Raw genomic sequence first — 25,675 nt, forward strand, 5'->3', positions numbered from 1 at the left:
AGGCGCTGGGGTCACGGATAGCCGGGGCGCCTTTCTTTGGGTACTTTCTTGTGGCCGGCACTCCGGTGGCGGGACAAGAAAGTACCTCGCCCGCCGGGGCGAGACCCGGCCTCCGGCCTCAAAACAAGGCTCCACGCTTGCCCGCTACGCTGGGTCTCCCGAGGGATTCATGCAGTTCACCGGTCCAATTGAAAAGCATTACATCGAGAGGGGCGCTTTTTATCTTGGGGTGGCCCGCGATAAAAAACTGCCAGCGCCTGTTGGAAAGCGCTGGCAGCCTTGGCTTTTAGCTGGCGGCCTTAACGGCGGCCAAAACCGCCGCCGCCGCCACCGCTGCGGCCCCGGCCGCCGCCGAAGCCGCCGCGGCGGTTGCGGTCGGCCATGCTGTCGACGCTGGTGCGCATCGGGTCGGGCTGTCCGCCGCCGCTGCGGTTGCGGCTGCGGCCGTCCACCGTGCCGCCGAACTGTGTGCCCAGGTGGGCATCGGCGCGAGGCTGGTGGTGGTCGTCATAGCGCGGGCCGGCGCTGCGGCCGCCGCCATTGCTGCTGCCGCTGCCGCCGCGGCGGCTGCCGTGGCTGCCGGCCGGCGTGCCGCGGCCCAGGCCATTGCCCGGGCGTTGCGGGCGCGGCGTGCGTTCGCCGCGAGGCTGAGCCTCGCCTGCTGCGGCCTGGCCCTGGGCGCCATCGGCCTGGGCCGGGCGCGGCGCGGGCTTGCCGCCGCTCTTGGCGGGGGCGCTGCCGCCACGCGGTGCCTTGTTGGCGCGGATGCGCTCCATCATCTCGCTGCGGGCGGCCTTGGCTGCCGCCTGCATCACTTCGCGGCTCGGCGGCTTGCCGGCGCCGCCCCAGATGGTTTGGCGGCCCATGGCGATGGGCTCGGCCTTCTCGCCTTCGTCGGGGCCGAAGCCTTCGAGGCGCTGCACCGCAATCTCCTGCTTGGTGAAGCGCTCGATGTCCATCATGAAGCCTTCCTCGTCCATGCAGACCAGGCTCACCGCATGGCCCTCACGGCCGGCGCGGCCGGTGCGGCCGATGCGGTGCACGTAGTCTTCGGGCACGTTGGGGATTTCGTAGTTGACGACGTGCGGCAGGTCATCGATGTCGATGCCGCGCGCGGCGATGTCGGTGGCCACCAGGGCGCGGATGTCGCCGGTCTTGAAGCCCGACAGCGCCTGCGTGCGGGCGCTCTGGCTCTTGTTGCCGTGCAGCGCCATTGCCGAGACGCCATTCTTGGTCAGGAACTCGGCCACGTTGTTGGCGCCGAACTTGGTGCGGGTGAACACCAGCACCTGGCTCCAGTTGTGTTCGTTGACGATGTGCAGCAGCGCCTGCTTCTTCTTGCCGCGGCCGACCGGGCAGATGAGCTGGCTGATTCGCTGCACCGTGGTGTTGCGCGGCGTGACCTGGATGTGCTGCGGATCGCGCAGCAAGGTGCCCGCGAGGTCGCGGATCTCGTCGCTGAAGGTGGCCGAGAACAGCAGGCTCTGCTTGGCCTTGGGCAGCAGGGCCAGCACCTTCTTCACGTCGTGGATGAAGCCCATGTCGAGCATGCGGTCGGCTTCGTCCAGCACCAGGATCTCGACGCCGGACAGGTCCAGGAAGCCTTGCTGCTGCAGGTCGAGCAGGCGGCCGGGCGTGGCCACGAGTACGTCCACGCCCTTTCTGATGCGCTCGATCTGCGGGTTCATGCCCACGCCGCCGAAGATCACGGTCGACTGGATGGGCAGGTGCTTGGCATATTCGCGCACGTTCTCCTCGACCTGGGCCGCCAGCTCGCGGGTGGGGGCCAGCACCAGGGCGCGGATGCCCTTGCGGCCCTGGCCCTGCTGTGCGGTGGGCGACTGGCTCAGCAGCTGCAGCATCGGCAGCGTGAAGGCCGCCGTCTTGCCGGTGCCGGTCTGGGCGCCGGCCAGCAGGTCCTTGCCCTGCAGCACGGCGGGAATGGCCTGGGCCTGGATGGGGGTGGGGGCTTCGTAGCCTTGCTCGCGCACGGCCTGCACGATGGCAGGCGCCAGATTCAGTTCTTCAAATGTCATTGATAGATGTGCGTCCAGCCTGGACGCCGGGTATCGGCCTTGTCAAAGCAATTTTTGGTTTTATTGCCTGCCAGTCACAGACCGATGGGTTCAGAGAGTGGAGCCTGGAGCGAGTCCTTCGTCCGCAGCAAAAGCGCTGGTTTCAGGCAACTGGAACCTGAAATTCCCGGGTATTGTCGCATGCAACGATAATCCTAGGGTTCAGAAATCCATTTGGATATCCATTTTTTACTGTTTTTCGACACCAAGACTACATGGCTCAATACGTTTTCTCGATGAATCAGCTGACCAAGACCGTGCCGCCCAAGCGGCAGATCTTGAAGGGCATTTCGTTGTCGTTCTTTCCCGGCGCCAAGATTGGCGTGCTGGGCCTGAACGGCTCGGGCAAGTCCTCGCTGCTCAAGATCATGGCCGGCGTGGACAAGGAGTTCGAGGGCGAGGCCATCCCGATGCAGGGCCTGTCCATCGGCTACCTGCCGCAGGAGCCGCAGCTCAATCCCGAGCACACGGTGCGCCAGGAGATCGAGGAGGCGATGGCCGAGGTCAACAACGCCAAGAAGCGCCTTGACGAGATCTACGCCGCCTATGCCGAGCCCGATGCCGACTTCGACGCGCTGGCCGCCGAGCAGGGCGAGCTGGAGGCGGTGATCGCCGCCGCCGGCACCGACTCGGAGCACCAGATCGAGATCGCCGCCGACGCGCTGCGCCTGCCGCCCTGGGATGCGGTGGTCGGCAAGCTCTCGGGGGGCGAAAAGCGCCGCGTGGCGCTGTGCAAGCTGCTGTTGTCGAAACCCGACATGCTGTTGCTCGACGAACCCACCAACCACCTGGATGCCGAATCGGTGGAGTGGCTGGAGCAGTTCCTGCACCGCTTCACCGGCACCGTGGTGGCCATCACCCACGACCGCTACTTCCTCGACAACGCGGCCGAGTGGATCCTGGAGCTGGACCGCGGCCACGGCATTCCGTACAAGGGCAACTACTCCGAGTGGCTGATCCAGAAGCAAAGCCGCCTGGAGCAGGAGCAAAAGGGCGAGGAGGCCCGCGCCAAGGCCCTGAAGAAGGAGCTGGAGTGGGTGCGCCAGAACGCCAAGGGCCGCCAGGCCAAGAGCAAGGCGCGCATCGCCCGCTTCGAGGAGCTCTCCGACTACGAATACCAGCGCCGCAACGAGACGCAGGAAATCTTCATCCCCGTGGCCGAGCGCCTGGGCACGCAGGTGATCGAGTTCCACAACGTCACCAAGAGCTTTGGCGACCGCGTGCTGATCGACAACCTGAGCATGAATATTCCGGCTGGCGCCATCGTCGGCATCATCGGCCCGAACGGCGCCGGCAAGTCGACGCTGTTCAAGTTGATCGCCGGCAAGGAGCAGGCCGATTCGGGCAAGGTGATCGTCGGCCAGACCGTGAAAATGGCCTTTGTCGACCAGTCGCGCGATGCGCTGGCGAATGAGAAAACGGTGTGGGAAGACATCTCGGGCGGCCTGGACATCATCAACGTCGGCAAGTTCCAGATGGCTTCGCGCGCCTATGCGGGCCGCTTCAACTTCAACGGCCAGGATCAGCAGAAGAAGGTCGGCAACCTCTCGGGCGGCGAGCGTGGCCGCCTGCACCTGGCCAAGACCCTGATCCAGGGCGGCAACGTGCTGCTGCTGGACGAGCCCTCCAACGACCTCGACGTGGAAACCCTGCGCGCGCTGGAAGACGCGCTGCTCGAATACGCCGGCACCGTGCTGGTGATCAGCCACGACCGCTGGTTCCTCGACCGCATCGCCACCCACATCCTGGCGGCCGAAGGCGATTCGCAATGGGTGTTCTTCGACGGCAACTACCAGGAGTACGAGGCCGACAAGAAGAAGCGCCTCGGCGAGGAAGGCGCCAAGCCCAAGCGCATGCGCTTCAAGGCCCTGAAGTAAGCCTGCCAGTCTCCGCCGCCGCGCGCCCTTGGGGTCTGTGCGAATGGGCGCGCTCCGCACTTCCATGCTACGGTGCGCGGCCATTCATTGACGGAGATTTGCATGCAGAAAAACACCAGCATCCGGCGCACCACGATCCTGGGTCTTGCGCTTGCCGCCGCGGGCCTCTTGGCCGCGCCGGCCCAGGCCGCCGATGCCAGGAAATACCCCGACAAGCCGGTGCGCATCGTCGTCGGCTTTTCCGCCGGCGGCACCACCGACGTGGTGGCGCGCATCATGGCCAAGGAGCTCACGGCCGCGCTCGGCCAATCCTTCGTGGTCGACAACAAGCCCGGCGCCGGCAGCAACATCGCCACCGAGATGGTGGCCCGCGCCGAGCCCGACGGCTACACGCTGCTGTTCGTCGCGGTCACCAGCGCGATCAACCAGACGCTGTACCCGGGCGTCAAGTTCGACCTGGTCAAGGATTTCGCGCCGGTGGCGCTGGGCGCCAAGGTGCCCAACGTGCTGGTGGTCAACCCCAGCGTGCCGGTCAAGAACGTGCAGGAGCTGATTGCCTATGCCAAGGCCAACGAGGGCAAGGTGTCGTATGCCTCGTCGGGCAGCGGCACCTCGATCCACATGGCGGGCGAGCTGTTCAAGCTGCGCACCGGCCTCAAGACCCAGCACATTCCCTACAAGGGCAGCGCCCCGGCGCTCACCGACCTGATCGGCGGGCAGGTGCAGTTCATGTTCGACAACATGCCCTCGTCGTGGCCGCATGTGATGAGCGGCAAGCTCAGGGCGCTGGCGGTCACCACCGCCAAGCGTTCGCCCACAGCGCCCGATCTGCCGACCATGGAGGAAAGCGGCATCAAGCCCTTCGACGTGTCGTCGTGGTTCGGCCTGATCGCGCCGGCCGGCACGCCGCCCGAGATCGTGAACCAGCTCAACGCGGCGATGAACCACGCCTTCGACAAGCCCGAGGTCAAGGAAGCCTACGCCAAGCTCGGCGCGGTGTCCGAGAAGAACACGCCGCAGCAGTTCGGCGCCTTCATCAAGTCCGAGGTCGCCAGCTGGGCGCCAGTGGTCAAGTCCTCGGGCGCCAAAGTCGATTGATACCGATTCGCCTTCAAAGCGATAACTGCGTTGCCTCGCCTTGCCGTATGCCAATACTGTCTGCGGCTTCGCGCCTGGTTCTCGCTTCGAATGCAAACCGGTATGAGTTGGCATTCGATGCGCTAGACTACCCTGCAGTCTTTATCCCGGGCCGCCATCGCGGCCCTTTTCGTTTGACCATCCATGCATGAACTGTCGCCCGGCCTGATGGTGCTCCACGGCAACCAGCCCGAGAAGCTGCTCGATGTGCTGGTGGGCTGGATGCGGCGCCACCCGCTGCCGCCGCTGGCCAGCGAGACCGTGCTGGTGCAAAGCAACGGCATCGCGCAGTGGCTCAAGTTCTCGCTGGCGCGGCCCGAGGAGCAGGGCGGCTGCGGCGTGGCCGCGGCGCTGCAGTTGCAGCTGCCCTCGCAGTTCCTGTGGCAAGCCTACCGCGCCGTGCTGGGCGCGCATGAGGTGCCCGAGGTTTCGCCGCTCGACAAGGCGCCGCTCGCCTGGCGGCTGCTGCGCTTGCTGCCGCCGCTGCTGGCGCAGCCCGCGTTCGCCGGGCTGCGCCAGTTCCTCGCGGGCGACGACGAGCTGCGCAAGCACTACCAGCTGGCCGAGCGCGTGGCCGATTTGTTCGACCAGTACCAGGTCTACCGCGCCGACTGGCTGGGCGACTGGAGCCAGGGCCGCGACCAGCTGCGCAACGCCAGAGGCCAGGCCGCCCCGCTGCCGCCCGAGCAGCAATGGCAGCCGCTGCTGTGGCGGGCGCTGCTGGCCGATGCGGGCGCGGCTGCCATGCAGCTGGCGCGCTCGGGCGTGCACCAGCGCTTCATGCAGGCGCTGGCCGGCCTGGCCGAGCGGCCGGCGGCGCTGCCGCGGCGCATCGTGGTGTTCGGCATCTCCGCCATGCCGGCGCAGGCCCTGCAGGCGCTGGCGGCCATGGCGCGGCACAGCCAGGTGCTGCTGTGCGTGCACAATCCCTGCCGCCACCACTGGTCCGATATCGTGGCCGACCGCGACCTGCTGCGCCTGCCTTACCGGCGCCAGGCGCGCAAGCCCGGCCTGCCGCAGGAGCTGAGCGAAGAGCTGCTGCACCAGCATGCCCATCCGCTGCTGGCGGCCTGGGGCAAGCAGGGGCGCGACTACATACACCTGATAGACGAATACGACGATCCGCAAAACTACCGCGAGCGCTTCGGCCCGGTGTCGGGCGGGCGCATCGACCTGTTCGAGGGCGCGGGCACGGCCACGCTGCTGGCCCAGCTGCACGACGACATCCTTGAGCTGCGGCCGCTGCGCGAAACCCAGGCCGAGTGGCCGGCGGTGAACGCGCGCACCGACGCATCGATACGCTTTCACATCGCCCACAGCCCGCAGCGCGAGGTCGAGATCCTGCACGACCAGCTGCTGGCGCGGCTCGATGCCGACCCCACGCTGTCGCCGCGCGACATCATCGTCATGGTGCCCGATGTGGACAGCTACGCACCGCACATCGCGGCGGTGTTCGGCCGCATCGCGCCGGGCGATCCGCGCCACATCCCCTATACCGTGGCCGACCAGCAGCGCCGCGGCAACGAGCCATTGCTGCGTGCGCTGGAGCAGCTGCTGCAGCTGCCGCAAAGCCGCGCCACCGCCAGCGAGGTGCTCGACCTGCTCGAAGTGCCGGCGCTGCGCGCGCGCTTTGGCATCGCCGAGGCCGAGCTGCCGCTGCTGCAGCGCTGGCTCGAAGGCTCGGGCGTGCGCTGGGGGCTTGATGCGCGCCAGCGCGAAAGCCTGGGCCTGGCCGAGGCGGGCGCGGTCAACAGCTGGGAATTCGGCCTGTCGCGCATGCTGCTGGGCTATGCGGCGGGGCAGGGTCCGGCATTCGCCGGCATCCAGCCCTACGACGAAATCGGCGGCCTCGACGCCGCGGTGCTCGGCCCGCTGCATGCGCTGCTGGCGCGCCTGCGCGAGCATGGCGAAACCCTGGCCACGCCCGCCACGCCGCTGCAGTGGGGCCAGCGCTTTCAGCAGCTGCTGGCCGACTTTTTCGCGCCCGAGGCCGAAGGCGATGCGCTCTTGCAGGCGCAGCTCATGCAGCTGCTTGAGGGCTGGCTGCAGACCGTGCAGGATGCCGGCTTCGATGCGCCGCTGCCGCTGGCGGTGGCGCGCGAAGCCTGGCTTGCCGGCCTTGACCAGAGCCGGCTGCAGCAGCGCTTTCTGGCTGGCGCGGTGAGTTTTTGCACGCTGATGCCGATGCGCGCGATACCGTTTCGCATGGTCTGCCTGCTGGGCATGGACGACGGCGCCTTCCCGCGCCCGGCGCAGCGGCTTGATTTCGACCTGATGGCGCAGGACTGGCGCCCCGGCGACCGCTCGCGCCGCGACGACGACCGCTACCTGCTGCTCGAAGCCCTGCTGTCGGCGCGCGAGCAGCTCTATGTGAGCTGGGTGGGCCGCAGCGTGCGCGATGGCAGCGAGCGCGCGCCATCGGTGCTGATCGGCCAGCTGCGCGACCACCTGGCCGCCGGCTGGCGGCTGGAGGGCGGCGGCGAGCTGCTCGCCGCGCTGACCACCGAGCACCCGCTGCAGCCTTTCAGCAACCGGTATTTCTCGGGCCAGGGCGAGGCGCAGCTTTTCACCTACGCCCATGAATGGCGCGAAGTGCACGATGGCGTCCTGCCCGCCGAGGCCGGCGCGGCGCTGCCGCCCATGGCCCCGCAGGCGCCGCTGGCGCTGCGTGCGCTGGGCGATTTTCTGGCCCAGCCGGTCGACGCCTTCTTTCGCCAGCGGCTCAAGATCGTGCTGCGCGGCGACGCTACCGCCAGCCTCGATGCCGAGGCCTTCGCATTCGACGGGCTCGAGGCCTGGCAGCTGCAGGCCGCGCTCACCGGCCCGCTGCGCCCCTGGGCCGAGGCGCATGCGGCGCTGCCGGCCGACGCCTTCCAGCAGGCCCTGCACGAGCCCTGGCAGCAGGCGGTGCAGCAGCTGGCGCGCGAGGGCCGATTGCCGCTGCGCGCCTTTGCGCAATGCGCGGTGGACGACGTGCGCGCCAAGGTCTGGCGCGCGCTGGCGCACGATGCGCGGATTGCCGCCGCCTGGCCCCAGGCGCTGGCGCAGCCGGTGGAGTTCGATTGGCAAGATGCGGCCAGCGGCCTGCAGCTGCAAGACTGGATCAGCGGCCTGCGGCGCAATGCCGGCGGCACGCTCGCGCGCTGGGTGGCGGTTGACGGCGCCTTGCATGCCGGCGGCTCCAAGCGCTGGTCGGCGCTGCTGCGCGTATGGGTGGAGCACCTGGCGCTGCAGTACGCGCTCGGCCCCACGGCCACGCTGCTCAGCAGCGAAAGCGATCCGCTGCAGCTCGCGCCGCTCGCGCGCGGCGAGGCCGCCGGCCAGCTCGCCACGCTGGCCGCGCACTGGGCCCAAGGCATGCGCCGCCCGCTGCCCATCGCTAGCAAGACGGCCCTGCGCTGGCTGGAAACCCGCGACCTGGCCAAGGCCAGGGCCTGCTACGAGGGCAGCCAGCAACGCGATGGCGAGCTGCAGCGCAGTGCCGCGCTGCAGCGCACCTACCCGCAGTTCGACGCCTGGTGGGGGCCGGACAGCGAAGCGCTGGCCGAGGCCTTGTACGCCCCGCTGATGGCCGCGCTGCAGCCCCTGCAGGGCGAGGAGGGCGCATGACATGACCGAGCCCTTGCTCCCGCTGCAATTCCCGCTGCACGGCAGCCGGCTGATCGAGGCCAGCGCCGGCACCGGCAAGACCTATACCATCGCCATGCTCTACCTGCGCCTGGTGCTGCGCCACGGCGGCGAGCAGGCCTTCGAGCGCGCACTCATGCCGCCCGAGATCCTGGTGGTGACCTTCACCGATGCCGCCACGCAAGAGCTGCGCGACCGCATCCGCCAGCGCCTGAACCAGGCCGCGCAGGCCTTCGACGGGCTGCCGTGCAAAGACCCGCTGCTGCTCGCGCTGTGCGAGGAATACGCGCCCGAACGCTGGCCCGGCTGCGCCCGCCAGCTGCGCCTGGCCGCCGAATGGATGGACGAGGCCGCCGTCTCCACCATCCACAGCTGGTGCTACCGCATGCTGCGCGAACATGCCTTCGACAGCGGCAGCCTGTTCCAGCAGGAGCTGGTCACCGACGACAGCGAGCTCTTGACCGAGGCGGTGCAAGACTACTGGCGCCGCCATGCCTATCCGCTGCCGCTGGCGGCCGCGCGCGCCGTGCGGCGCTGCTTTCGCGGCCCGCAGGAGCTGCAGGCCGCGCTGCGCCCGCTGCTGGCGCGCGGCGATGCCCAACTGCGCTACGACGACGCAGCGCTGAGCGACGCGGATGTCTTCGACGCCCTGGCGCGCCATGCCGAAGATATGCAAAAAAGCGAGCAGCTAGCGCAGGCTGCACGGGTGTTGTGGCATGAAAACAATCTGGAAGTGGCTTGCATACTGCGTGAGCTGCTCCCTTATTTGAACGGCAACACCTACCGCAACAAAGACCGCGAAGGCGAGTTCGACAGCTGGATGCAGGCCATGCGCGCCTGGAGCGAAGGCGGCGATGCGCCTGACAACATCCGGCGCTACGGGCAGGACGGCATCAAGACCAAGGGCGGCCACCCGGTGCCGCAGCATCCGGCCTTCGCCGCGATCGACGCCTGGCTGGCCAGCGAGCCCGATGCCGACGTGCTGGCGCAGCTGCAGGCCCGGCTGCTGCGCCACGCGCTGGTCGAAGTGCGCGCCAGCGTGCAGCAAGAAAAGCGCCGCCGCGCCGAGCTCGGCTTCGACGACCTGCTGGCGCGGCTGGACGCGGCGCTGGCCGAAGAGGCCGCGCGCGGCGGCGATGTGCTGGCCACGCGCATCCGCCGGCAGTTCCCGGTGGCGATGATCGACGAGTTCCAGGACACCGATCCGCTGCAGTACCGCATCTTCGAGCGCATCTACCGCATTGAAGACAACCGCCAAGACTGCGCCCTGCTGCTGATCGGCGACCCCAAGCAGGCCATCTACGCGTTTCGCGGCGCCGACATCCACACCTACCTGCGCGCCCGCGCCGCCACCGCGCCGCGCCACTATGCGCTGGGTACCAACTACCGCTCCACCAGCGCCATGGTCGAGGCGGTCAACCACTGCTTTGCGCAGGCCGAGGGCTATGCGCAAGGCGCGTTCCGCTTTGCCGGCGCGCATGGCAACCCGGTGCCATTCGTGCCGGTTGCCGCGCGCGGGCGCGAGCTGCAATGGCGGCGCGCCGGCCAGGGCGCGGCCGCGCTCACGCTGTGGCGCATGGACCCCGCGGGCGAGCTGCCGGTGCGCCCGGCCGACTACCGCCAGCACATGGCCCAGGCCGCGGCCAGCGAAGTAGTGCGCTGGCTGGCCGAGGCGCGCCAGGGCCGCACCGGCTTTGCCGAGGCCGGCTCGGAGCAGCTCACGCCGCTCAGGCCCGGCGACATCGCGGTGCTGGTGCGCCAGAAAAGCGAGGCCGAGGCCATGCGCGCGGCGCTGGCCCAGCGCGGGCTGGCCAGCGTCTATCTGTCCGACCGCGACTCGGTCTTCGCCACGCCCGAGGCCGCCGATCTGCAGCACTGGCTGGCCGCCTGCGCCCAGCCCGGCGACGACACCGCGCTGCGCCGCGCACTGGCCAGCGCCTGCATGGGCTGGGACTTGGGCGCACTGGAGCGCCTGAACACCGACGAAGCCTTCTGGGAGGCGCAGACCCTGCGCATGCGCGAGCTGCACGCGCTGTGGCAGCGCCACGGCCCGCTGCCCATGCTGCGCCAGTGGCTCACCGCCTACGGCCTGCCCGCGCGCTGGCTGCAGCAGCCCGGCGGCGAGCGGCGCCTGACCAATATGCTGCACCTGGCCGAATGGCTGCAGCGCCAGGCCGCCCAGCTCGATGGCGAGCACGCGCTGCTGCGCGCCTATGCCGAGCAGCTGCAAGGCCAGGGGCGCGATGAAGACATCGTGCGGCTGGAAAGCGATGCCGAGCTGATCCAGATCGTCACCATCCACAAATCCAAGGGGCTGGAATACCCGCTGGTGCTGCTGCCCTTCATCTGCGGCTGGCGCGACTGGCGCAGCAATGCCGGCAGCTACCCGCAGTTCCACGACGGCGAGGCCGGCCAGCTGGTGGTGCAGCTCAACCGCGCCAATGCCGAGGCCGTGCAGCGCTACAACGACGAACGCCTGGCCGAAGACCTGCGCCTGCTCTACGTGGCGCTGACGCGCGCGCAATACGCCACCTGGCTGGGCATCGCGCCGCTGGCCCCCGGCCAGGCCAAGGCCAACCAGTTGGAGAAAAGCGCCTTCGGCTACCTGCTGGCCGGCGGCAGCCCGGTGGCCGATGCCGAATTGCCCGGCCGGCTGCAGCAGTTTTGCGCCGGCTGCGCCAGCATGGCGGTCGAGCCGGCGCCCGCCATCGGCACCGAGCGCTACCAGCCGCCCGTGCCGCCGCCGCTGGCCGCGGCGCGCAGCGCCCGGCATGCGCGCCGGCCGCACTGGTGGATCGCCAGCTTCTCGGCGCTGACCGAAAAACTCGCCCCCGCAGCGGCGCTGGCGCTGGAGCTGCCGCCAGACCTGCTCCCCGTGCCCGAGCCCGAAACCGCCGGCCAGGACCAGTACCTGGAGCTGGCCGGCGATGCAGCGCCCGGGCCGGGCGACGAAGCGGCTGGCCATGCCGACGAAGCCACCCCCACCATGGCCCTGCCTGCGCCCGGCAGCATCCACGCCTTTGCCAAGGGCGCCGATGCCGGCAACTTCCTGCATGGCCTGCTCGAATGGTGCGGCAGCCAGGGCTTTGCCTGCGTGTCGGCCACACCCGAGGGCCGGCAGGCCCTGCGCCAGCTGATCGAGCGCCGCTGCCTGGTGCGCGGCTGGCAGGAATGGAGCGCGCCGCTTGAGCAATGGGTGCTGCAGTGGCTGGCCGAGCCGCTGCGCCTGCCGAAGGCCCGGCAGCCGCTGCGCCTGGACCAGCTGGCCGGCTACCAGGTGGAGATGGAGTTCTGGTTCAGCATCGCCCAGGCCTCGGCGGGCGCGCTCGATGCGCTGGTGCGCCGCCATGTCGCGCCCGGCCAGAGCCGGCCGGCGCTGGCGCCGAACCAGTTGAATGGCATGCTCAAGGGCTTCATGGACCTGGTGCTGTGCCACGAGGGCCGCCACTATGTGGTGGACTACAAATCCAACTGGCTGGGCGAGAGCGACGCGGCCTATACCGCCGATGCCATGCGCGCCGCCGTGCTCGCCCACCGCTACGACGTGCAATACACGCTCTACCTGTTTGCGCTGCACCGCCTGCTGCGCCTGCGCATCGCCGACTACGACTACGAGCGCGACCTGGGCGGCGCGGCCTACTGGTTCCTGCGCGGCGCGGGCGCACCCAGCCAGGGCCTGTATCTGGAGCGGCCGCCGCGCGCGCTGATCGAGGCGCTGGACCAGCTGTTCGCGGGGGCCCAGCCATGATGCGCATGCCCGCCGCCGAACTGCTGCAGGTGCTGCGCCAATGGGTGGAGCAGGGCTGGCTGCGCCCGCTGGATCTGGCCTTTGCGCAGTTCCTGCACCAGCTGTCGCCCCAGGCCGGGACTGGCGGCGCGCCGGTGCTGCTGGCTGCGGCGCTGGCCAGCCACCAGCTCGGGCGCGGCCATGTCTGCATCGATCTGGCCGCGGCGCTGGCCGACAGCCGCTTCGTGCTCTCGCTGCCGCCCGACGGTGCGCAGCAGGCCGGCGTGCCGCTGCCGGCAGACCTGCTGCTCGGCTGCACGGCAAGCCAATGGCAGCAGGCGCTGGCGGCCTCCGAGCTGGTGGCGCCCGCAGCCCAGGCCGGCGCTACGGGCACGCCCCTGGTGCTGCAGGGCACGCGGCTGTACCTGCGCCGCTACTGGCAGTACGAGCAGGACGTGGGCCAGGCGATTGCCGCGCGGCTGGGGCAGGCTGAGCTGCGGCGAGAGGCCGGCGCCGAACTGCGCCGCAGCCTGGATGCATTGTTCCCGCCCGGCGCCGCAGGCAGCCAGCCCGACTGGCAGAAGATGGCCTGCGCGCTGGCCGCATCGAGCGGCTTTGCCATCATCACCGGCGGCCCCGGCACCGGCAAGACCACCACCGTGGTCAAGCTGCTGGCGCTGCTGCAGGCCAGCGCGCTGCAAGCCCAGGGCCGGCCGCTGCGCATCGCGCTGGCCGCGCCCACCGGCAAGGCCGCGGCGCGGCTCACCGAATCCATTACCGGTGCGCTGGGCCGGCTGGGGCAGGGACAACTGCCACCGGTGCCCGCAGGCGCTGCGCCGTTGCATACCCTGATCCCCAGCCAGGCCCAGACCCTGCACCGCCTGCTGGGCAGCCGCCCCGACAGCCGGCATTTCCGCCACCATGCCGGCCAGCCGCTGGCCTGGGATGTGGTGGTGGTCGACGAAGCCTCGATGGTCGATCTGGAAATGATGGCCGCGCTGCTCGCTGCCCTGGCGCCGCAGGCCCGCCTGGTACTGCTGGGCGACAAGGACCAGCTCGCCTCGGTGGAGGCCGGCGCGGTGCTGGGCGAGCTCTGCCGCCACGCCGACCAGGGCCTGTACTGGCCCGAGACCGTGCAGTGGCTGCAGGCCGCCACCGGCGAGCAGGTGCCCGCCGCGATGCAGGACTTGATGGGCCAGCCGCTGGACCAGTGCGTCGCCATGCTGCGCCACAGCCACCGTTTCGACGGCGAAAGCGGTATCGGCCAGCTGGCCGCGGCCGTCAATGCCGGCGATGTGCGCCGCATGCGCCAGGTGCTGCGCCATGGCCATGGCGACCTGGCCGTATACACGCTGGCCGATGCCACAGGCCCCTTGCTCGCCGAGCTGGTGGTGCAGGGCGGCGGCCGGCATTTTGCGCCCGCGGCCGTACAGGCCGATGGCGCCGGGCCGCAGGGCTATGCCCACTACCTGGGCTTGTTGGCCAGCATGCCGCAGGGCGAGGATCAAGCGGGCCAGGACGCGCGCGATAACTGGGCGCGGCAACTCCTGCAGGCGCATGGGCGCTTTCAGCTGCTGTGCGCGCTGCGCAGCGGCCCCTGGGGCGTCGAGGGGCTGAACGCCCGCATCGCGCAGATCCTGCACCGCCACCAGCTCATCGCGCAGACCAGCGGCTGGTATGCCGGGCGGCCGGTGCTGGTCACCCGCAACGACTACGGCCTGGGACTGATGAATGGCGACATCGGCATCACCGTGGCGCTGCCAGGCCAGCCGGCTGCGCTGCGCGTGGTCTTCGCCACCAGCGAAGGCATACGCTGGGTACTGCCCAGCCGGCTGCAGGCGGTGGAGACGGTCTACGCGATGACGGTGCACAAGTCGCAGGGCTCCGAATTCAGCCATGCCGCGCTGGTGCTGCCGCCCACGCTCAGCCCCATCCTCACCCGCGAGCTGGTCTACACCGGCCTGACCCGCGCCCGCCAATGGCTCACGCTGGCGACGGCCGGCCAGGGCCTGCGCACGCTGGAAGCCGCGGTGCAGCGCCGCGTGGAGCGCTCCAGCGGCCTGCGCGAAGGGCAATGAGCCCGGGCTGCGCTCAATGCGGCTTGCCTCGCCGCCTGCCGCGAGCAGGCAAGGCAGCCAGGGCGGCGAGCACCAGGGCCAAGGCCAGCACCGCGGCGGGCTGAAGGCCGGGAACCGGCACCACGGCGGCGCTCGGCGGCGGGGGAGGTGGCGGCGGAGGCGGCTGCTGGTTGACGGTGATGTTGACCGTGGCGGCCGCGGAATCCTCCTCGCCGTCATTGGCGATGAAACTGAAGGAGTCCGGCCCCACATAGCCGGCGGCGGGCTGGTAGGTCACCGCGCCGGTGGCTGGGTCAAGGCCGGTGAGGCTGCCGTGCTGCGGGGGCGAGGCAATCGCAAAGCTCAGCGCATCGCCATCGGTGTCGCTGCCGGCCAGCACGATGGCCAGCGGCTTGTCCTGCTCGGTCTGCAGGTCTTGCGCCGTGGCCTGCGGCGGCTGGTTGCCGAGCGCGAGCGGCGGGCCGGATATGGTGGAGCTATCCCGGGTGGACAGCCGGGTGGCGATCGCGGTGACCGTCGCCAGCTTGCCCGATGGCATGGCGGCATCCAGCTGCAGCAAGGCCTGGCCCGCTGCGTCGGTGGATACCGTCTGCACACCCAGCAGCGTCTTGGCCGCATAGGCCGCGGGCGAGCCGTCGCTCAGCCGGGGGGTCGAGAAATACTCGATGCGAAAGCTCTCGCTGGCGGGACCATTCAGTGTTCCGCTGACGCTGTTTTTCGTGATGCCGCTCAGGGCTGGCCGGACCTGGCCGCGGTTGGCCGTATTGCCGTTCTTGTCTTGCGACATGGCTATGCCGCCCCTGGCGTTGCTGTAGATGCTGTTGCCCAGTATGGAGGTGCCCTGGACGGTCACCGAATACAGCACGATGCCAAAGCCCGGGCTATTGGCGATGATATTGCCATCCGAGGCCGATTCACCGCCGATGAGGCTGTGTTTGAGCTCGCCGCTCGCGCTGCTCCACAGCCCAATGCCGCTGCTCTCGTTGGGCATGGTTTCGCCGCGCGAGTTGATGCCCACCAGGTTGGCCTGCACCCTGTTGCTGTTGCCCGGCCCCTTGAGGTCGATCCCGGTTCCCTGGTTGCCACCGACGATATTGCCGCGCACGATCGCGCCGTCCGTATGTTTGATGCCGATGCCGTTGCCCTTGTTCGGCAGGGGCTTGCTCTCGTCGGCGCTCAGGCCGACGATGTTGCCGACGACCTGCATGCCCGGGTTGCGGGTGTCGGCATCGCCATCGCTGCCGATCCCGTCCCTGTCATGCCCGGAGACGAGGTTGGCGCGGATTTCCTGGCCTCCGCCTTTGGAATAGTAGGCCTGGATCCCGAACTCCTGGGTTCCAAGTATCTCCATGCCCGACGCATTGGTGCCCACGCGGTTGTTGGTCACGATGGTGCGGCTCCCGCCCGTGGCGATGCCGCCAAAGCGGTTGGCGGATACCAGGTTGCGGTCGATGGTCACGTCATCATGCCCGCTTGAGAGCTTGATCCCGGTATTGTTGCCCAGCGCGGCATTGCCGCTGATGTCGGTGCCTATGTAGTTGCCCTGGATGACGGTGTTCTGGCTTTTCTTCAAGAAGGTGAAATTGATTCCGGGGCCGTTTGCTGCGGCGGAGATGATGTTGCGCCCGCCTTCATCCAGGCTGCCGATGCGGTTTCCAGCGCCTGTATTGATGACGATGTTGTAGCTGCTGCCCATGCCCTGGGTGCCCGATGCATCCACGCCGACATGGCAGCCGAGAATGGCGTTCGCATCGCCGTCGATGGTAATGCCGCCAAAGCCGAAATTGACGATCGCCAGCCCGCGCACGGTGGTGTGGCCGGAGATGGCTATGCCGCGGCTGCTTTTGTCGCCCTGCACGGTGATGAGCGGCCGGCGCGGCGTATGGCCCGCATAGCCCGGCTGGGTGCTGCCATCGAGCGTGAGCGAGCGGGCTGGCGCGGCCGGGGCGAGGAGGGCGGGCAGCAGCTCGGAGCCGAGCGCAATCGTGTGCTCGCCCCCACCTGCGATGTTGAATTCGATGCGGTTGTCCTCGCCGACTGCATGGTTGGCATTGGCGTAGGTGAACGCATCGCGCAGCGTACAGGCGCCGGCTCCGGTGGTGGCGCAACTGCCGGTGGTGTCGGCGGCATCGTTGACGATCACGGTCCATGCATGCGCATGGGCGGTGATGGCGAGCATGGCTGCAGCCGCAGCCATGCGGCCCCACGGGGGGCGGTTGGTATTCTTGGTCAGCACTTTTTTCCCTCTCGTTGTGAAACTCTTCATGCCCTGCGGCGCACGGCGGCGAGGCCGGCGAGCAGCAGGGTCAGCAGCAGCACGGTGCCTGGCTGCAGGCCCGGTACCGGTACCGCAGCCTTGGGTGGAACCACTGGCGGCTGCGCCTTGTTGACGGTGATGTTCACCGTTGCGGGCGTCGAATCGCCTTCGCCATCGTTGACGATGAAGGTAAAGGAGTCCGGGCCCACATAGCCGGCGGCGGGCTGGTAGGTCGCGGCGCCGGTGGCCGGGTCGAGGCCGCTGAGGCTGCCATGCTGGGGCTGCGAGGCAATGGCGAAGCTCAGCGTATCGCCATCGGGATCGGTGCCGGTCAGCACAATGGGCAGCGGCTTGTCTTGCTCGGTTTGCAGGTTTTGCTCCAAGGCTTGCGGCGCCTTGTTGGCCACGGCCATGGGCTTGGAGATACGCGAGCTGTCGTGGGTGGACATGCGGGTGGCAATGGCGCTGACCGAGGCTGCCTTGCGCGGCGGAACCGCAACATCCAGCTTGAGGTCGGCGTGGCCACTGGCATCGGTGGTCACCGTCTGTGCGCCCAGAAGCTTCTTGGCCGCATACTGATCCGTCGAACCATCGCTCAGATGCGCGCTGGCGAAATACTCGATGCGGAATTGCTCGTTGGCAGCGCCTTGCAGCTTGCCGCTGATGCCATCTTCGGTGACCTTGGTCAGCTCTGGCTCGGCGTGGCCGAGGTTGGCGTCAGCGCTCATGGCGATGCCTGCGCCATTGTTTTCGTAGATGCTATTGCCAACGATGGTAGCGCCTTGGACCTTATTGAACAGGGCAATGCCGTAGCGCTGGCTATGCGCGATGACGTTGCCCTCGACGGTATTGTTCTTTGCGTTTTGCCACATCGAGATGCCGACCAGATTGTGCATGGGCTTGTCGTCCGAGTTGAGGCCCAGGCGGTTGCCCTTGATCACGTTGTCGCGGCTGTCGCCTTGCAGCTGAATCGCGGACTGGGGGGTGCCGACCACGGTGTTGTCCTGGATGGTTGCGCCATCCGTGTTCTTGAGCAGAATGCCGATATAGTTTGGTAGGACGGTGTTGCCATCGGCGCTCAGGCCAATGCGGTTGTTGCTGACCAGCAGGCCAGGGTTGCGCCCGCCGGCATTGCCATTGGTGACCACGGCAGCTTCGCTGTGGCCGGCGATCTGGTTGTTGCTGACCTCGTGGCCGCTTTTGTTGGTGAAGTCAATCGAGACACCAAACTTTTGCTCGCCAAGAATGGCCGAGCCTGCTGCATTAGTGCCCATGCGGTTGTTGCTCGCCTTGACGCCACGAGTGCCCTGCGTCTGCACCGCGCCCCAGCGGTTGTCGGCGAACAGGTTGCCGTCGACCAGCACGTCTTCATGGTTCTGGTAGATGGAAACGCCGTAGTGCCTGTTGCCCAGGGCTATCTCGCCGGTGATGTCGGTGCCAATGTAGTTGCCCTGAACAATATTGTTCTTGCCTCCCCCCGCCGAGGAGAAGAAGATGGCGTCACCTTCCGTGGCCCCCGAGATGATGTTGCGCCCACCGGCTTCCAGGCTGCCAATGCGGTTGTTGTTGCCGGAGACGACGATGATGTTGTAGTTGTTGCCGGGGGCCTCGGTACCCAAGGCATTCACACCGATGTGATTGCCCACGATGGTGTTGCCATCACCAGTGATATAGATGCCGCTTTGCCCGAATTTGACAATGGACAGGCCGCGCACCGTGGTGTTTTTGGCGGCGCTGATGCCGCGCCCGCTTCCGCCCCCTTCGAGGGTAATCAGCGGGCGGCGTGGCGTGTTGTTCGCATAGCCTGGCTGGGTGGTGCCATCGATGGTGAGCGAGCGCATCTCTTGGAGAACGGGCAGGTTGGAGGCGGTGAGCTTGATGGTGTGCTCGCCTCCGCCGCCAATATTGAACTCGATGCGGCTGTCTCCGGCGGCGGCATTGTTGTTATTGGCGTAGATAAAGGCGTCGCGCAGCGTGCAGCTACCCGTGCCGGAGGTGGCGCAGGCGCCGGTGGTGTCGCCCGCGTCGTTGACGATCACGGTCCATGCGTGCGCATGGGCGGTTGCGGCCAGCAGTGCGGCAGCCGCAGCCTTGCGGCTCCAGCTGGCGTGGATGATGTTCTTGGTCAGCACTTTTTCCTCTCTAGTTCCAAAACCCTTCACGCATCTGCGCCGGGCGGCATCCGGAGCGCATACATGAATTAAATCTATTAAATTTTTGTTAACGATTCTATTTATTATTTTGTTGTTTGCAACTGATGAGGCCCGTGTGGTGCAGGGTTTCCTGTCGCCTAGAGGAAATGGCGAGGCAATTGCACAACAGCCGCGACGCAAATCGCACGCTGCGACGGGTGGACGCCGGGCGTGCCCAGGCCATCGCCAGCCGCAAATGGGCAAGGTGGCGTTGAGGGCGGGATATGAATTGGGGGACGAGGGCGGGCGCCGGCCCCGGGAGGCTCAGGGCCGGTAGACCTCGACGGTCTGCATCATGCCCATTTCCTCATGGTTCATCATGTGGCAGTGGAGCATGAAGACGCCGGTAAAGTCGAGAAAGCGCGAGCGGAACACGACTTCGCCGCCCTGGCGGTCGACGATCACCGAGTCGCGCCACTGCGGCACGGCCAGCGGCTTGCCGTTGACCGAGACCACCTCGAACGGGTTGGTGTGGATGTGGAAGACATGGTCGTCATGCTCGTGGGTGTTGACGATTCTCCACTCCTCGACTGCCCCGAGCCTGACCCGGTGGTCGATGCGCCGGGGATCGAATTTCTTGCCGTCGATGAAAAAGCCGAACTCCTGCCAGTGGCCGGCGGCATCCGCCTCGGGCGCGGTGGCCGAGAAGGTCAGCGTGCGGCGGTTGGTGATTTCGGCATCCCTGATGCTTTGCAGAGGCGGCCGCGGCAAGGCGCGCGGCAGCGGCATGTCCATGGGCTCGCCGGACACCACCACCCGCGCCAGTGCCCCGGTGGGTGAGGGATGCCCCTGGTCGTACGGCATGGCGTTGAGCCCATAGGTGCCGGCCGGACCCGCGCGCACCAGCAGGTCGGCTCGCTGGCCCGGTGCGATCAGCAGCTGCTTGAGTGTTTGCACCGCGCCGAGCTGGATGCCGTCGTAGGCCACCGCATGCAGCCCGTGCTGCTCCAGCTCAAGCAGCATGTCATCCTGGTAGGCGGCGTTGAGTATGCGCCAGCGCTGCACCTCGCCGGGGCGCATCGCGATCATGGGCCGCCGCTGCCCGTTGATCGCCAGAAAACGGGTCGCCGTCTCGGGAAACAGGGTCTCGAAGTTCTCGACCATGCCGTTGGCATCGAACACGACCTGGGTCAACACCAGCAGGCGCTCGCGGGCGGCGGTGATCTCCGGCACATCGGCGAAGTCGCCTTCGATGACGATGGCGCCCACCATGCCGCTGGACATCTGGATGTCGGCGCTGCCGTGGTGGTGGGGGTGGTACCAGTAAGTGCCGCGGGTGTGGTCCTTGGGCAGCTTGATTTCTATGTCGTAGGCATGGCCGGGGGCCATCGAGCGCATGACGTTGTCCGCGATGCCGCCGGGGCTGGCGTGCGCGCCGTGGAAGTGGAAGTTGGTGTTGTTGAACTGGTGCGGCCGGCTGATGTCGGCCGGCATGGCGTCGCGGTTGGGCGGCAGGTCGTTGATAAGCCTGATGCGCAGGGTTTCGCCGGGCTTCATGCGCAGGGTCGGCCCGGGGCTGCCACCCTCATAGCCTCTCATATAGAGTCTGACGCCGCCGATCTGCCGGTAGCCGTAGGCCACGCGCAGGCTGGTATCCAGCACGCCATTGACCGAGCGCCGCAGCTCGGGCTCCGCCAGCGGCTGGTCCATGGCTGGCAGCGGCTGGTCGGGCACCATGCCGAAGGTGGGGGACATGTCCATGCTGGCGCCGCCGGCGTGCATCCCGTGCATTGCGTCATGGGCCCGGGCCATCCCTGCGCCCAGCAGCAGCGCGCCGAGCCCTATGCCGCCATCGAGCAGCTGGCGCCGCGACAGTTTCCTGGTGCCGTCAGGCTTGTCTTCCCGGTGCTGCAGCATTTGAACCTCTCTTGATCCGGTGCCACGATGGCGCATGCAGTGAATTCTAGGGAGGGTTTAATATAAAAGTAAAAAATGATTCAAATTGCATCATCCGCTCGATAGCCGCCACCCATATACCGCAAGACAGGCCCACAGTACACTTGCTGCATACAAAAGAGGAGAGGGACCATGGCATTTCAAAGCCAAGGACGGGCGGGGCTATTGCGGCCACTGCTATCGGCGCTGATGTTGACGGCAGGCGCTGCGCAAGCGGCGTGCTACACCATCTACAACGCCAAGAACGAAGTCATCTACCGCGACACAGTGCCGCCGGTGGACATGTCGCGCGCGCCAAGCGAGAACCTGCCGGATATTGCGCCCAAGGGCAGCCGGCTGGTGTTCTCGCCCGACGCCAGCATCTGCACCGACCGCGTCGACCAGCTCAGCCCCGGCAGCCGCGATCTAGGCACTGCCGGCCGCGAGACCGAAGGCCTGCGGCTGCGCCCGGCGATTTCGCCGCCCTGAGAGCGGTCCGCGCCTGAGACAATAGCGGGATGAGCGACATATACAACGACAAGATTCCCACGGACAGCGAAGCCCCGGCTGCGGCCGCTGAACCCGCGCATCCCGCCGACTGGCTGCAGATCATCTCCATGGACATGGATGCCCAGGGCGTGGCCCGGCGTCCTGACGGCAAGGTGGTGTTCGTCGACGGAGCGCTGCCGGGCGAGCTGGTCAGCGCCAACACGCACCGCAAGAAAAACAACTGGGAGCAGGCCAGCCTGACGGCCGTGCACCGCGAATCCAGCCAGCGCGTGCGCCCGGGCTGCCCGCATTTCGGCCTGCACTCCGGCGCCTGCGGCGGCTGCAAGATGCAGCACCTGCATGTGGGCGCGCAAGTGGCGGTGAAGCAGCGGGTGCTCGAGGACAACCTCTGGCACCTGGGCAAGGTGCGGGCCGAAACCATACTGCGCCCCATTGAAGGCCCGGCCTGGGGCTACCGCTATCGCGCCCGCCTGTCGGTGCGCCATGTGGCCAAGAAGGGCAAGGTGCTGGTGGGCTTTCACGAGCGCAAGAGCCGCTACATCGCCGACATGGAGACCTGCAAGATCCTGCCGCCGCACGTGGATGCGATGCTGCTGCCGCTGCGCGCGCTGATCGCCAGCCTCGATGCGCGCGAGACCTGCCCGCAGATCGAGCTGGCCTGCGGCGACACGGTCACCGCGCTGGTGCTGCGGCACCTGGAGCCCCTGTCCGCCGGCGACCTGGACCGGCTGCGGGCCTTTGCCGCCGGGCATGCGGTGCAATGGTGGCTGCAGCCCAAGGGGCCGGACACGGTGCACCTGCTCGATGAAGGCGGCCCGCAGCTGAGCTACGGCCTGCCGGATTTTGGCATCACCATGCCGTTCAAGCCCACCGATTTCACCCAGGTCAATCCGCACATCAACCGCGTGCTGGTCACGCGCGCGCTGCGCCTGCTGGATGCGCGCAAGAGCGAGCGTGTGATCGACTGGTTCTGCGGCCTGGGCAATTTCACGCTGCCGATCGCCACGCTGGCACGCGAGGTACTGGGCATCGAAGGCAGCGAGGCGCTGGTGGCGCGCTCGCGCGAGAACTATGAGAAGAACCAGGCGTCGGCCCAGGCGGGCAGGGTGCTGGCCGCCACCAGTTTCGTGGCGCGCAACCTGTTCGAGATGACGCCCGAGCTGCTGGTGGCCGACGGCGCCGCCGACAAATGGCTGGTCGATCCGCCGCGCGAGGGGGCGTTTGCGCTGTCCAAGGCGCTGGCCGACATCCACAAGGCCCGCCACGGCGTGGAGGGGGCCGCGCCGCTGCCGCCTCAGGCGGCCGGCTGGACGCCGCCCCGGCGCATCGTCTACGTGAGCTGCAACCCCGCCACGCTGGCGCGCGACGCCGGCCTGCTGGTGCACCAGGCGGGCTACCGCTGCAGCGCGGCGGGTGTGGTCAACATGTTTCCGCACACCGCGCATGTGGAGAGCATGGCGGTGTTCGAGTGGGATGGACATGCGCCTTCGGTCAAGTCGGAAGAAGCCGTACTAGCAGCGGCCGCATAGATTGCGCGCCAGACCCTGCCATAATTTCGGCATTTGTGCTGGAATTACTGTTATTTGAGGCACAAATGCTTTGCCTTTGCGATAGGGCATACCCGCATGCGTGGCGGTTATGCTCTGCGCACTATTGCTGGAAACCAAGGATTGGATAGACCATGAAGACGAAACCCGAACTGGAACTGGCCGACGTGAAAGCCATGCTGGCAGCCGCCGAGGCCGAGGCGCAGAAGAACCACTGGCTGGTGAGCGTGACGGTGGTGGATGACGGCGGCCACCTGCTGGGCATGGTGCGCCAGGACGGCGCCGCGCCCGTGTCCGCGCACATCAGCGTCTCCAAGGCCCGCACTGCGGCGCTGGGCCGGCGCGAAAGCAAGGGCTACGAGGACATGATCAACGGCGGCCGCACTGCTTTCCTGAGCGCCCCGGCCATCGACGGCCTGCTCGAAGGCGGCGTGCCGGTGATGAAGGACGGCCAGTGCCTGGGTGCCATTGGCGTGAGCGGCGTCAAGGCCAACGAGGACGCCCAGATCGCCAAGGCTGGGGTGGCGGCGCTAGGCCTGTAGTTCGGCCGGCGTTCCTGCCAAGGCAGCGCGTTTGCGCTGCCTTTTTTGCATTTCAGGACTTGAGTATCGGGCTTCGCTGGAGCAAGTCGCAGCCAGATGGAGCCAGCAAGGCCGAGCCGCTAGGCTCCCGGCCCCTTTTCCACGATCACATCCTTGGCGCAGATCTGTGCCGCGCACTCAGAGCACACGACCACGGGATCAAACAAGTGCCCGCAGCCGGCGTGCCGATGCAGCACGGGCCTTCCAGCGGCGCCCGCCATGTGGATATCTCCCCAGTGCACGATCGCCATGATGATCGGATGAAGGTCCATGCCCTTGGAGGTCAGCCGGTACTCGTATCGCGCAGGCGACTCCTGATAAGCGACCTTTTTCAGCACCCCGACCTCCACGAGCTTGCCCAGTCGGTCCGCAAGCATGGGGCGTGAGATCTTGAGCCGCTGCTGAAACTCTTCGAAGCGGCGTACACCGAGAAAGCAATCGCGCAGCACGAGCAGCGTCCACCGATCTCCGATCACGGAGACCGTGCGTGCGACCGAGCAATGTTCCTGTTCAAGATCATTCCATTTCATTCCGCCAATTTTAGCGTTGACGAGTTCAATTTTCAAACTTATGATCGCATCAGTTTAAAAACAGAACTTAGTAGACCCTCAGGATGCAACTCTCTTCAGACGATCTGGATGCCTTGGCCACAGCGCTTCCGGCGCGCATGCATCAGGTGATTCAACCTTGGGCGCGGAGCACTCCGGATGCCATTGCCGTCGCTGAGGGCCCGCGCGCCCTGACGTACGCCGAACTGGCGCAGGCCATTCGGCAGGCCGGGCAGTGGCTCGAATCGCGAGGTGTTCGTGCTGGAGATCGGGTCATGCTGCTTGGCGAAAACTCGATCGCGCTGGCCGTGCTGGTCTTGGCGATCGGGAGCATCGATGCCTGGCCCCTCGTGGTCAATGCCCGTATCAGTGAGCGCGAAGTCTCGGCAATTCGTGCCCATAGCGGGGCGCGCCTGGTGATTGCAACGAGTTCCGCCTCTCCCGATGCAGCCCTTCACGGACAAAGGCTCGGCGCAGCCGTTCACGAGGTGCCGGGAGTCGGCCAGGTGGCGGTGACCGAAGCGGATCTTGCCGCGGTTGCCGAACCTGTCCACGCCGACGGCGCGGCTCAGGTCGGTGCATTGCTCTATACCTCGGGGACGACCGGGGCCCCGAAGGGCGTGATGCTCAGCCACCGCAGTGTGCTGTTCACGGCGTCGATCGGAGGCGTGATGCGTGGACTGGGACCAAGCGACGCCATCTATGGCGTGCTGCCGATGTCCCATATCGTGGGGTTCTCGTCCGTGCTTGTTGGCACGCTGATGTTTGGCGCCCGGCTGGAGCTCGTGCCCCGCTTTGATGCCAGGGCCGCACTCGACGCGCTGAGCGCCCAGGGCGTCACCCGGTTCCAAGGCGTTCCCACGATGTACCAGCGTCTTCTTGACACCTCTGGCGGGCTTGTCTCATGTCCCACGCTGCGCAGCATCGGCGTGGCTGGAGCTCCGCTGGACTTGACCCTCAAGACAGCCGTGGAGGCTGCCTTTGGGCTGCCGTTGCAAAACGGCTATGGCATCACCGAGTGCGCACCGACTATTTCCTTCACCCGCGCCGACGACCCCCGCGGGGACACCACGGTCGGCCCCGCCATCCCTGGGATCGAGATACGCCTAGTAGGCCGGGCAGGCGAGTTGGCGGCGTCCGGCGAGGTGGGCGAACTGCATGTGCGCGGGCCGAATGTGATGCTGGGCTACTACAAGGCACCGGAGGTGACCGCAAAGGTCGTCGATCCAGAAGGTTGGTTCAACACGGGAGATCTGGCGCGGCTGGATGGCTGCTATCTGCACATTGTCGGCCGTACCAAAGAGCTGATCATCCGCTCGGGCTTCAACGTTTATCCCCCGGAGGTGGAGGCCGTTGTGGCGGCGCATCCGGCCGTTGCCAGCTGTGCGGTGGTCGGCAGGCGCGTTCCGGGGAACGAGGAGGTGGTGGCCTTTGTCCAGCTCAAGCCTGGAGCCACCGCCACGCCAAAGGAAATCGGGTTGTTTGCGGCCGAACATCTGGCGCCCTACAAGCGGCCGGCCGAAGTGCTTATCAAAGCATCGCTGCCTACCACTTCCGCGGGAAAGATCCTCAAGCACGAACTTGCCAGGGAAGCAGGACAAGACGCCGCTTGAACGATGCCCGAAAACGCAGCAACGGCCATTC

General features: G+C 67.5%; 14 protein-coding genes. 9 read left to right on the plus strand and 5 right to left on the minus strand.

The annotated features are described in order from the left end of the window. Positions 1-299: 299 nt before the first annotated feature. Positions 300-2,036: a DEAD/DEAH box helicase gene (locus ACODRX_RS16850; RefSeq protein ID WP_488872687.1), complete on the minus strand. Its 1,737-nt coding sequence runs from the start codon at positions 2,034-2,036 to the stop codon at positions 300-302. 254 nt (positions 2,037-2,290) lie between these two features. Between ACODRX_RS16850 and ettA the strand changes: the two genes are divergently transcribed. From ettA to recD, 5 genes are all read left to right on the plus strand, one after another. Then, entirely contained in the window at positions 2,291-3,952 is a 1,662-nt protein-coding gene (gene ettA, locus ACODRX_RS16855) for an energy-dependent translational throttle protein EttA (protein WP_488872688.1), read from the plus strand. 102 nt (positions 3,953-4,054) lie between these two features. Continuing rightward, positions 4,055-5,050 (plus strand): tripartite tricarboxylate transporter substrate binding protein, encoded by a 996-nt coding sequence (locus tag ACODRX_RS16860; protein ID WP_488872689.1) that lies wholly within the window; start codon positions 4,055-4,057, stop codon positions 5,048-5,050. A 183-nt stretch (positions 5,051-5,233) separates the two neighbouring features. Beyond that, positions 5,234-8,698, plus strand: coding sequence for an exodeoxyribonuclease V subunit gamma (recC, locus tag ACODRX_RS16865; protein ID WP_488872690.1), 3,465 nt, complete (start codon positions 5,234-5,236; stop codon positions 8,696-8,698). A 1-nt stretch (position 8,699) separates the two neighbouring features. Then, positions 8,700-12,464: an exodeoxyribonuclease V subunit beta gene (recB, locus tag ACODRX_RS16870; RefSeq protein ID WP_488872691.1), complete on the plus strand. Its 3,765-nt coding sequence runs from the start codon at positions 8,700-8,702 to the stop codon at positions 12,462-12,464. Then, a complete protein-coding gene (gene recD, locus ACODRX_RS16875) occupies positions 12,461-14,521 on the plus strand; it encodes an exodeoxyribonuclease V subunit alpha (protein WP_488872692.1) in 2,061 nt (686 codons plus the stop codon). Before recB ends, recD begins: the two co-directional genes overlap by 4 nt. A gap of 13 nt (positions 14,522-14,534) precedes the next feature. Here the strand turns inward: recD and ACODRX_RS16880 are convergent, their stop codons facing one another. From ACODRX_RS16880 to ACODRX_RS16890, 3 genes are all read right to left on the minus strand, one after another. Beyond that, entirely contained in the window at positions 14,535-16,757 is a 2,223-nt protein-coding gene (locus ACODRX_RS16880; protein WP_488872693.1) for an Ig-like domain-containing protein, read from the minus strand. Positions 16,758-16,783: 26 nt separating this feature from the next. Then, on the minus strand, positions 16,784-18,910 hold the full coding sequence (locus tag ACODRX_RS16885; RefSeq protein ID WP_488872694.1) for an Ig-like domain-containing protein: 2,127 nt from the start codon (positions 18,908-18,910) through the stop codon (positions 16,784-16,786). A 324-nt stretch (positions 18,911-19,234) separates the two neighbouring features. Then, the gene (locus tag ACODRX_RS16890) at positions 19,235-20,827 is read right to left on the minus strand and encodes a multicopper oxidase family protein (protein WP_488872695.1); all 1,593 of its coding nucleotides are present in this window, start codon (positions 20,825-20,827) and stop codon (positions 19,235-19,237) included. A 171-nt stretch (positions 20,828-20,998) separates the two neighbouring features. Here ACODRX_RS16890 and ACODRX_RS16895 point away from each other — a divergent pair, with 171 nt between their 5' ends. The 3 genes from ACODRX_RS16895 to ACODRX_RS16905 all read left to right on the plus strand — a co-directional run bounded on the left by ACODRX_RS16895 (position 20,999) and on the right by ACODRX_RS16905 (position 23,444). After that, a complete protein-coding gene (locus ACODRX_RS16895; protein ID WP_488872696.1) occupies positions 20,999-21,334 on the plus strand; it encodes a hypothetical protein in 336 nt (111 codons plus the stop codon). Between the two features lie 29 nt (positions 21,335-21,363). Then, the gene (gene rlmD / locus ACODRX_RS16900) at positions 21,364-22,884 is read left to right on the plus strand and encodes a 23S rRNA (uracil(1939)-C(5))-methyltransferase RlmD (RefSeq protein ID WP_488872697.1); all 1,521 of its coding nucleotides are present in this window, start codon (positions 21,364-21,366) and stop codon (positions 22,882-22,884) included. A 152-nt stretch (positions 22,885-23,036) separates the two neighbouring features. Then, a complete protein-coding gene (locus tag ACODRX_RS16905; RefSeq protein WP_488872698.1) occupies positions 23,037-23,444 on the plus strand; it encodes a GlcG/HbpS family heme-binding protein in 408 nt (135 codons plus the stop codon). Positions 23,445-23,563: 119 nt separating this feature from the next. On the opposite strand, the gene ACODRX_RS16910 is transcribed toward ACODRX_RS16905, so the two are convergent. Beyond that, positions 23,564-24,013, minus strand: coding sequence for a winged helix-turn-helix transcriptional regulator (locus ACODRX_RS16910; RefSeq protein ID WP_488872762.1), 450 nt, complete (start codon positions 24,011-24,013; stop codon positions 23,564-23,566). 83 nt (positions 24,014-24,096) lie between these two features. On the opposite strand from ACODRX_RS16910, the gene ACODRX_RS16915 reads away from it, so the two are divergent. Then, positions 24,097-25,644, plus strand: a complete 1,548-nt coding sequence (locus ACODRX_RS16915) for a class I adenylate-forming enzyme family protein (RefSeq protein ID WP_488872699.1) — start codon at positions 24,097-24,099, stop codon at positions 25,642-25,644. Positions 25,645-25,675 lie beyond the last annotated feature (31 nt).

The sequence above is a fragment of the Comamonas sp. FG99 genome (genome assembly GCF_057808605.1).

What these genes read in the sequence shown, in the direction of transcription:
- ACODRX_RS16850 (WP_488872687.1), bottom strand. Translation starts at nt 2,036, where the DNA reads ATGACATTTGAAGAACTGAATCTGGCGCCTGCCATCGTGCAGGCCGTG.
- ettA (WP_488872688.1), top strand. Translation starts at nt 2,291, where the DNA reads ATGGCTCAATACGTTTTCTCGATGAATCAGCTGACCAAGACCGTGCCG.
- ACODRX_RS16860 (WP_488872689.1), top strand. Translation starts at nt 4,055, where the DNA reads ATGCAGAAAAACACCAGCATCCGGCGCACCACGATCCTGGGTCTTGCG.
- recC (WP_488872690.1), top strand. Translation starts at nt 5,234, where the DNA reads ATGCATGAACTGTCGCCCGGCCTGATGGTGCTCCACGGCAACCAGCCC.
- recB (WP_488872691.1), top strand. Translation starts at nt 8,700, where the DNA reads ATGACCGAGCCCTTGCTCCCGCTGCAATTCCCGCTGCACGGCAGCCGG.
- recD (WP_488872692.1), top strand. Translation starts at nt 12,461, where the DNA reads ATGATGCGCATGCCCGCCGCCGAACTGCTGCAGGTGCTGCGCCAATGG.
- ACODRX_RS16890 (WP_488872695.1), bottom strand. Translation starts at nt 20,827, where the DNA reads ATGCTGCAGCACCGGGAAGACAAGCCTGACGGCACCAGGAAACTGTCG.
- ACODRX_RS16895 (WP_488872696.1), top strand. Translation starts at nt 20,999, where the DNA reads ATGGCATTTCAAAGCCAAGGACGGGCGGGGCTATTGCGGCCACTGCTA.
- rlmD (WP_488872697.1), top strand. Translation starts at nt 21,364, where the DNA reads ATGAGCGACATATACAACGACAAGATTCCCACGGACAGCGAAGCCCCG.
- ACODRX_RS16905 (WP_488872698.1), top strand. Translation starts at nt 23,037, where the DNA reads ATGAAGACGAAACCCGAACTGGAACTGGCCGACGTGAAAGCCATGCTG.
- ACODRX_RS16910 (WP_488872762.1), bottom strand. Translation starts at nt 24,013, where the DNA reads ATGAAATGGAATGATCTTGAACAGGAACATTGCTCGGTCGCACGCACG.
- ACODRX_RS16915 (WP_488872699.1), top strand. Translation starts at nt 24,097, where the DNA reads ATGCAACTCTCTTCAGACGATCTGGATGCCTTGGCCACAGCGCTTCCG.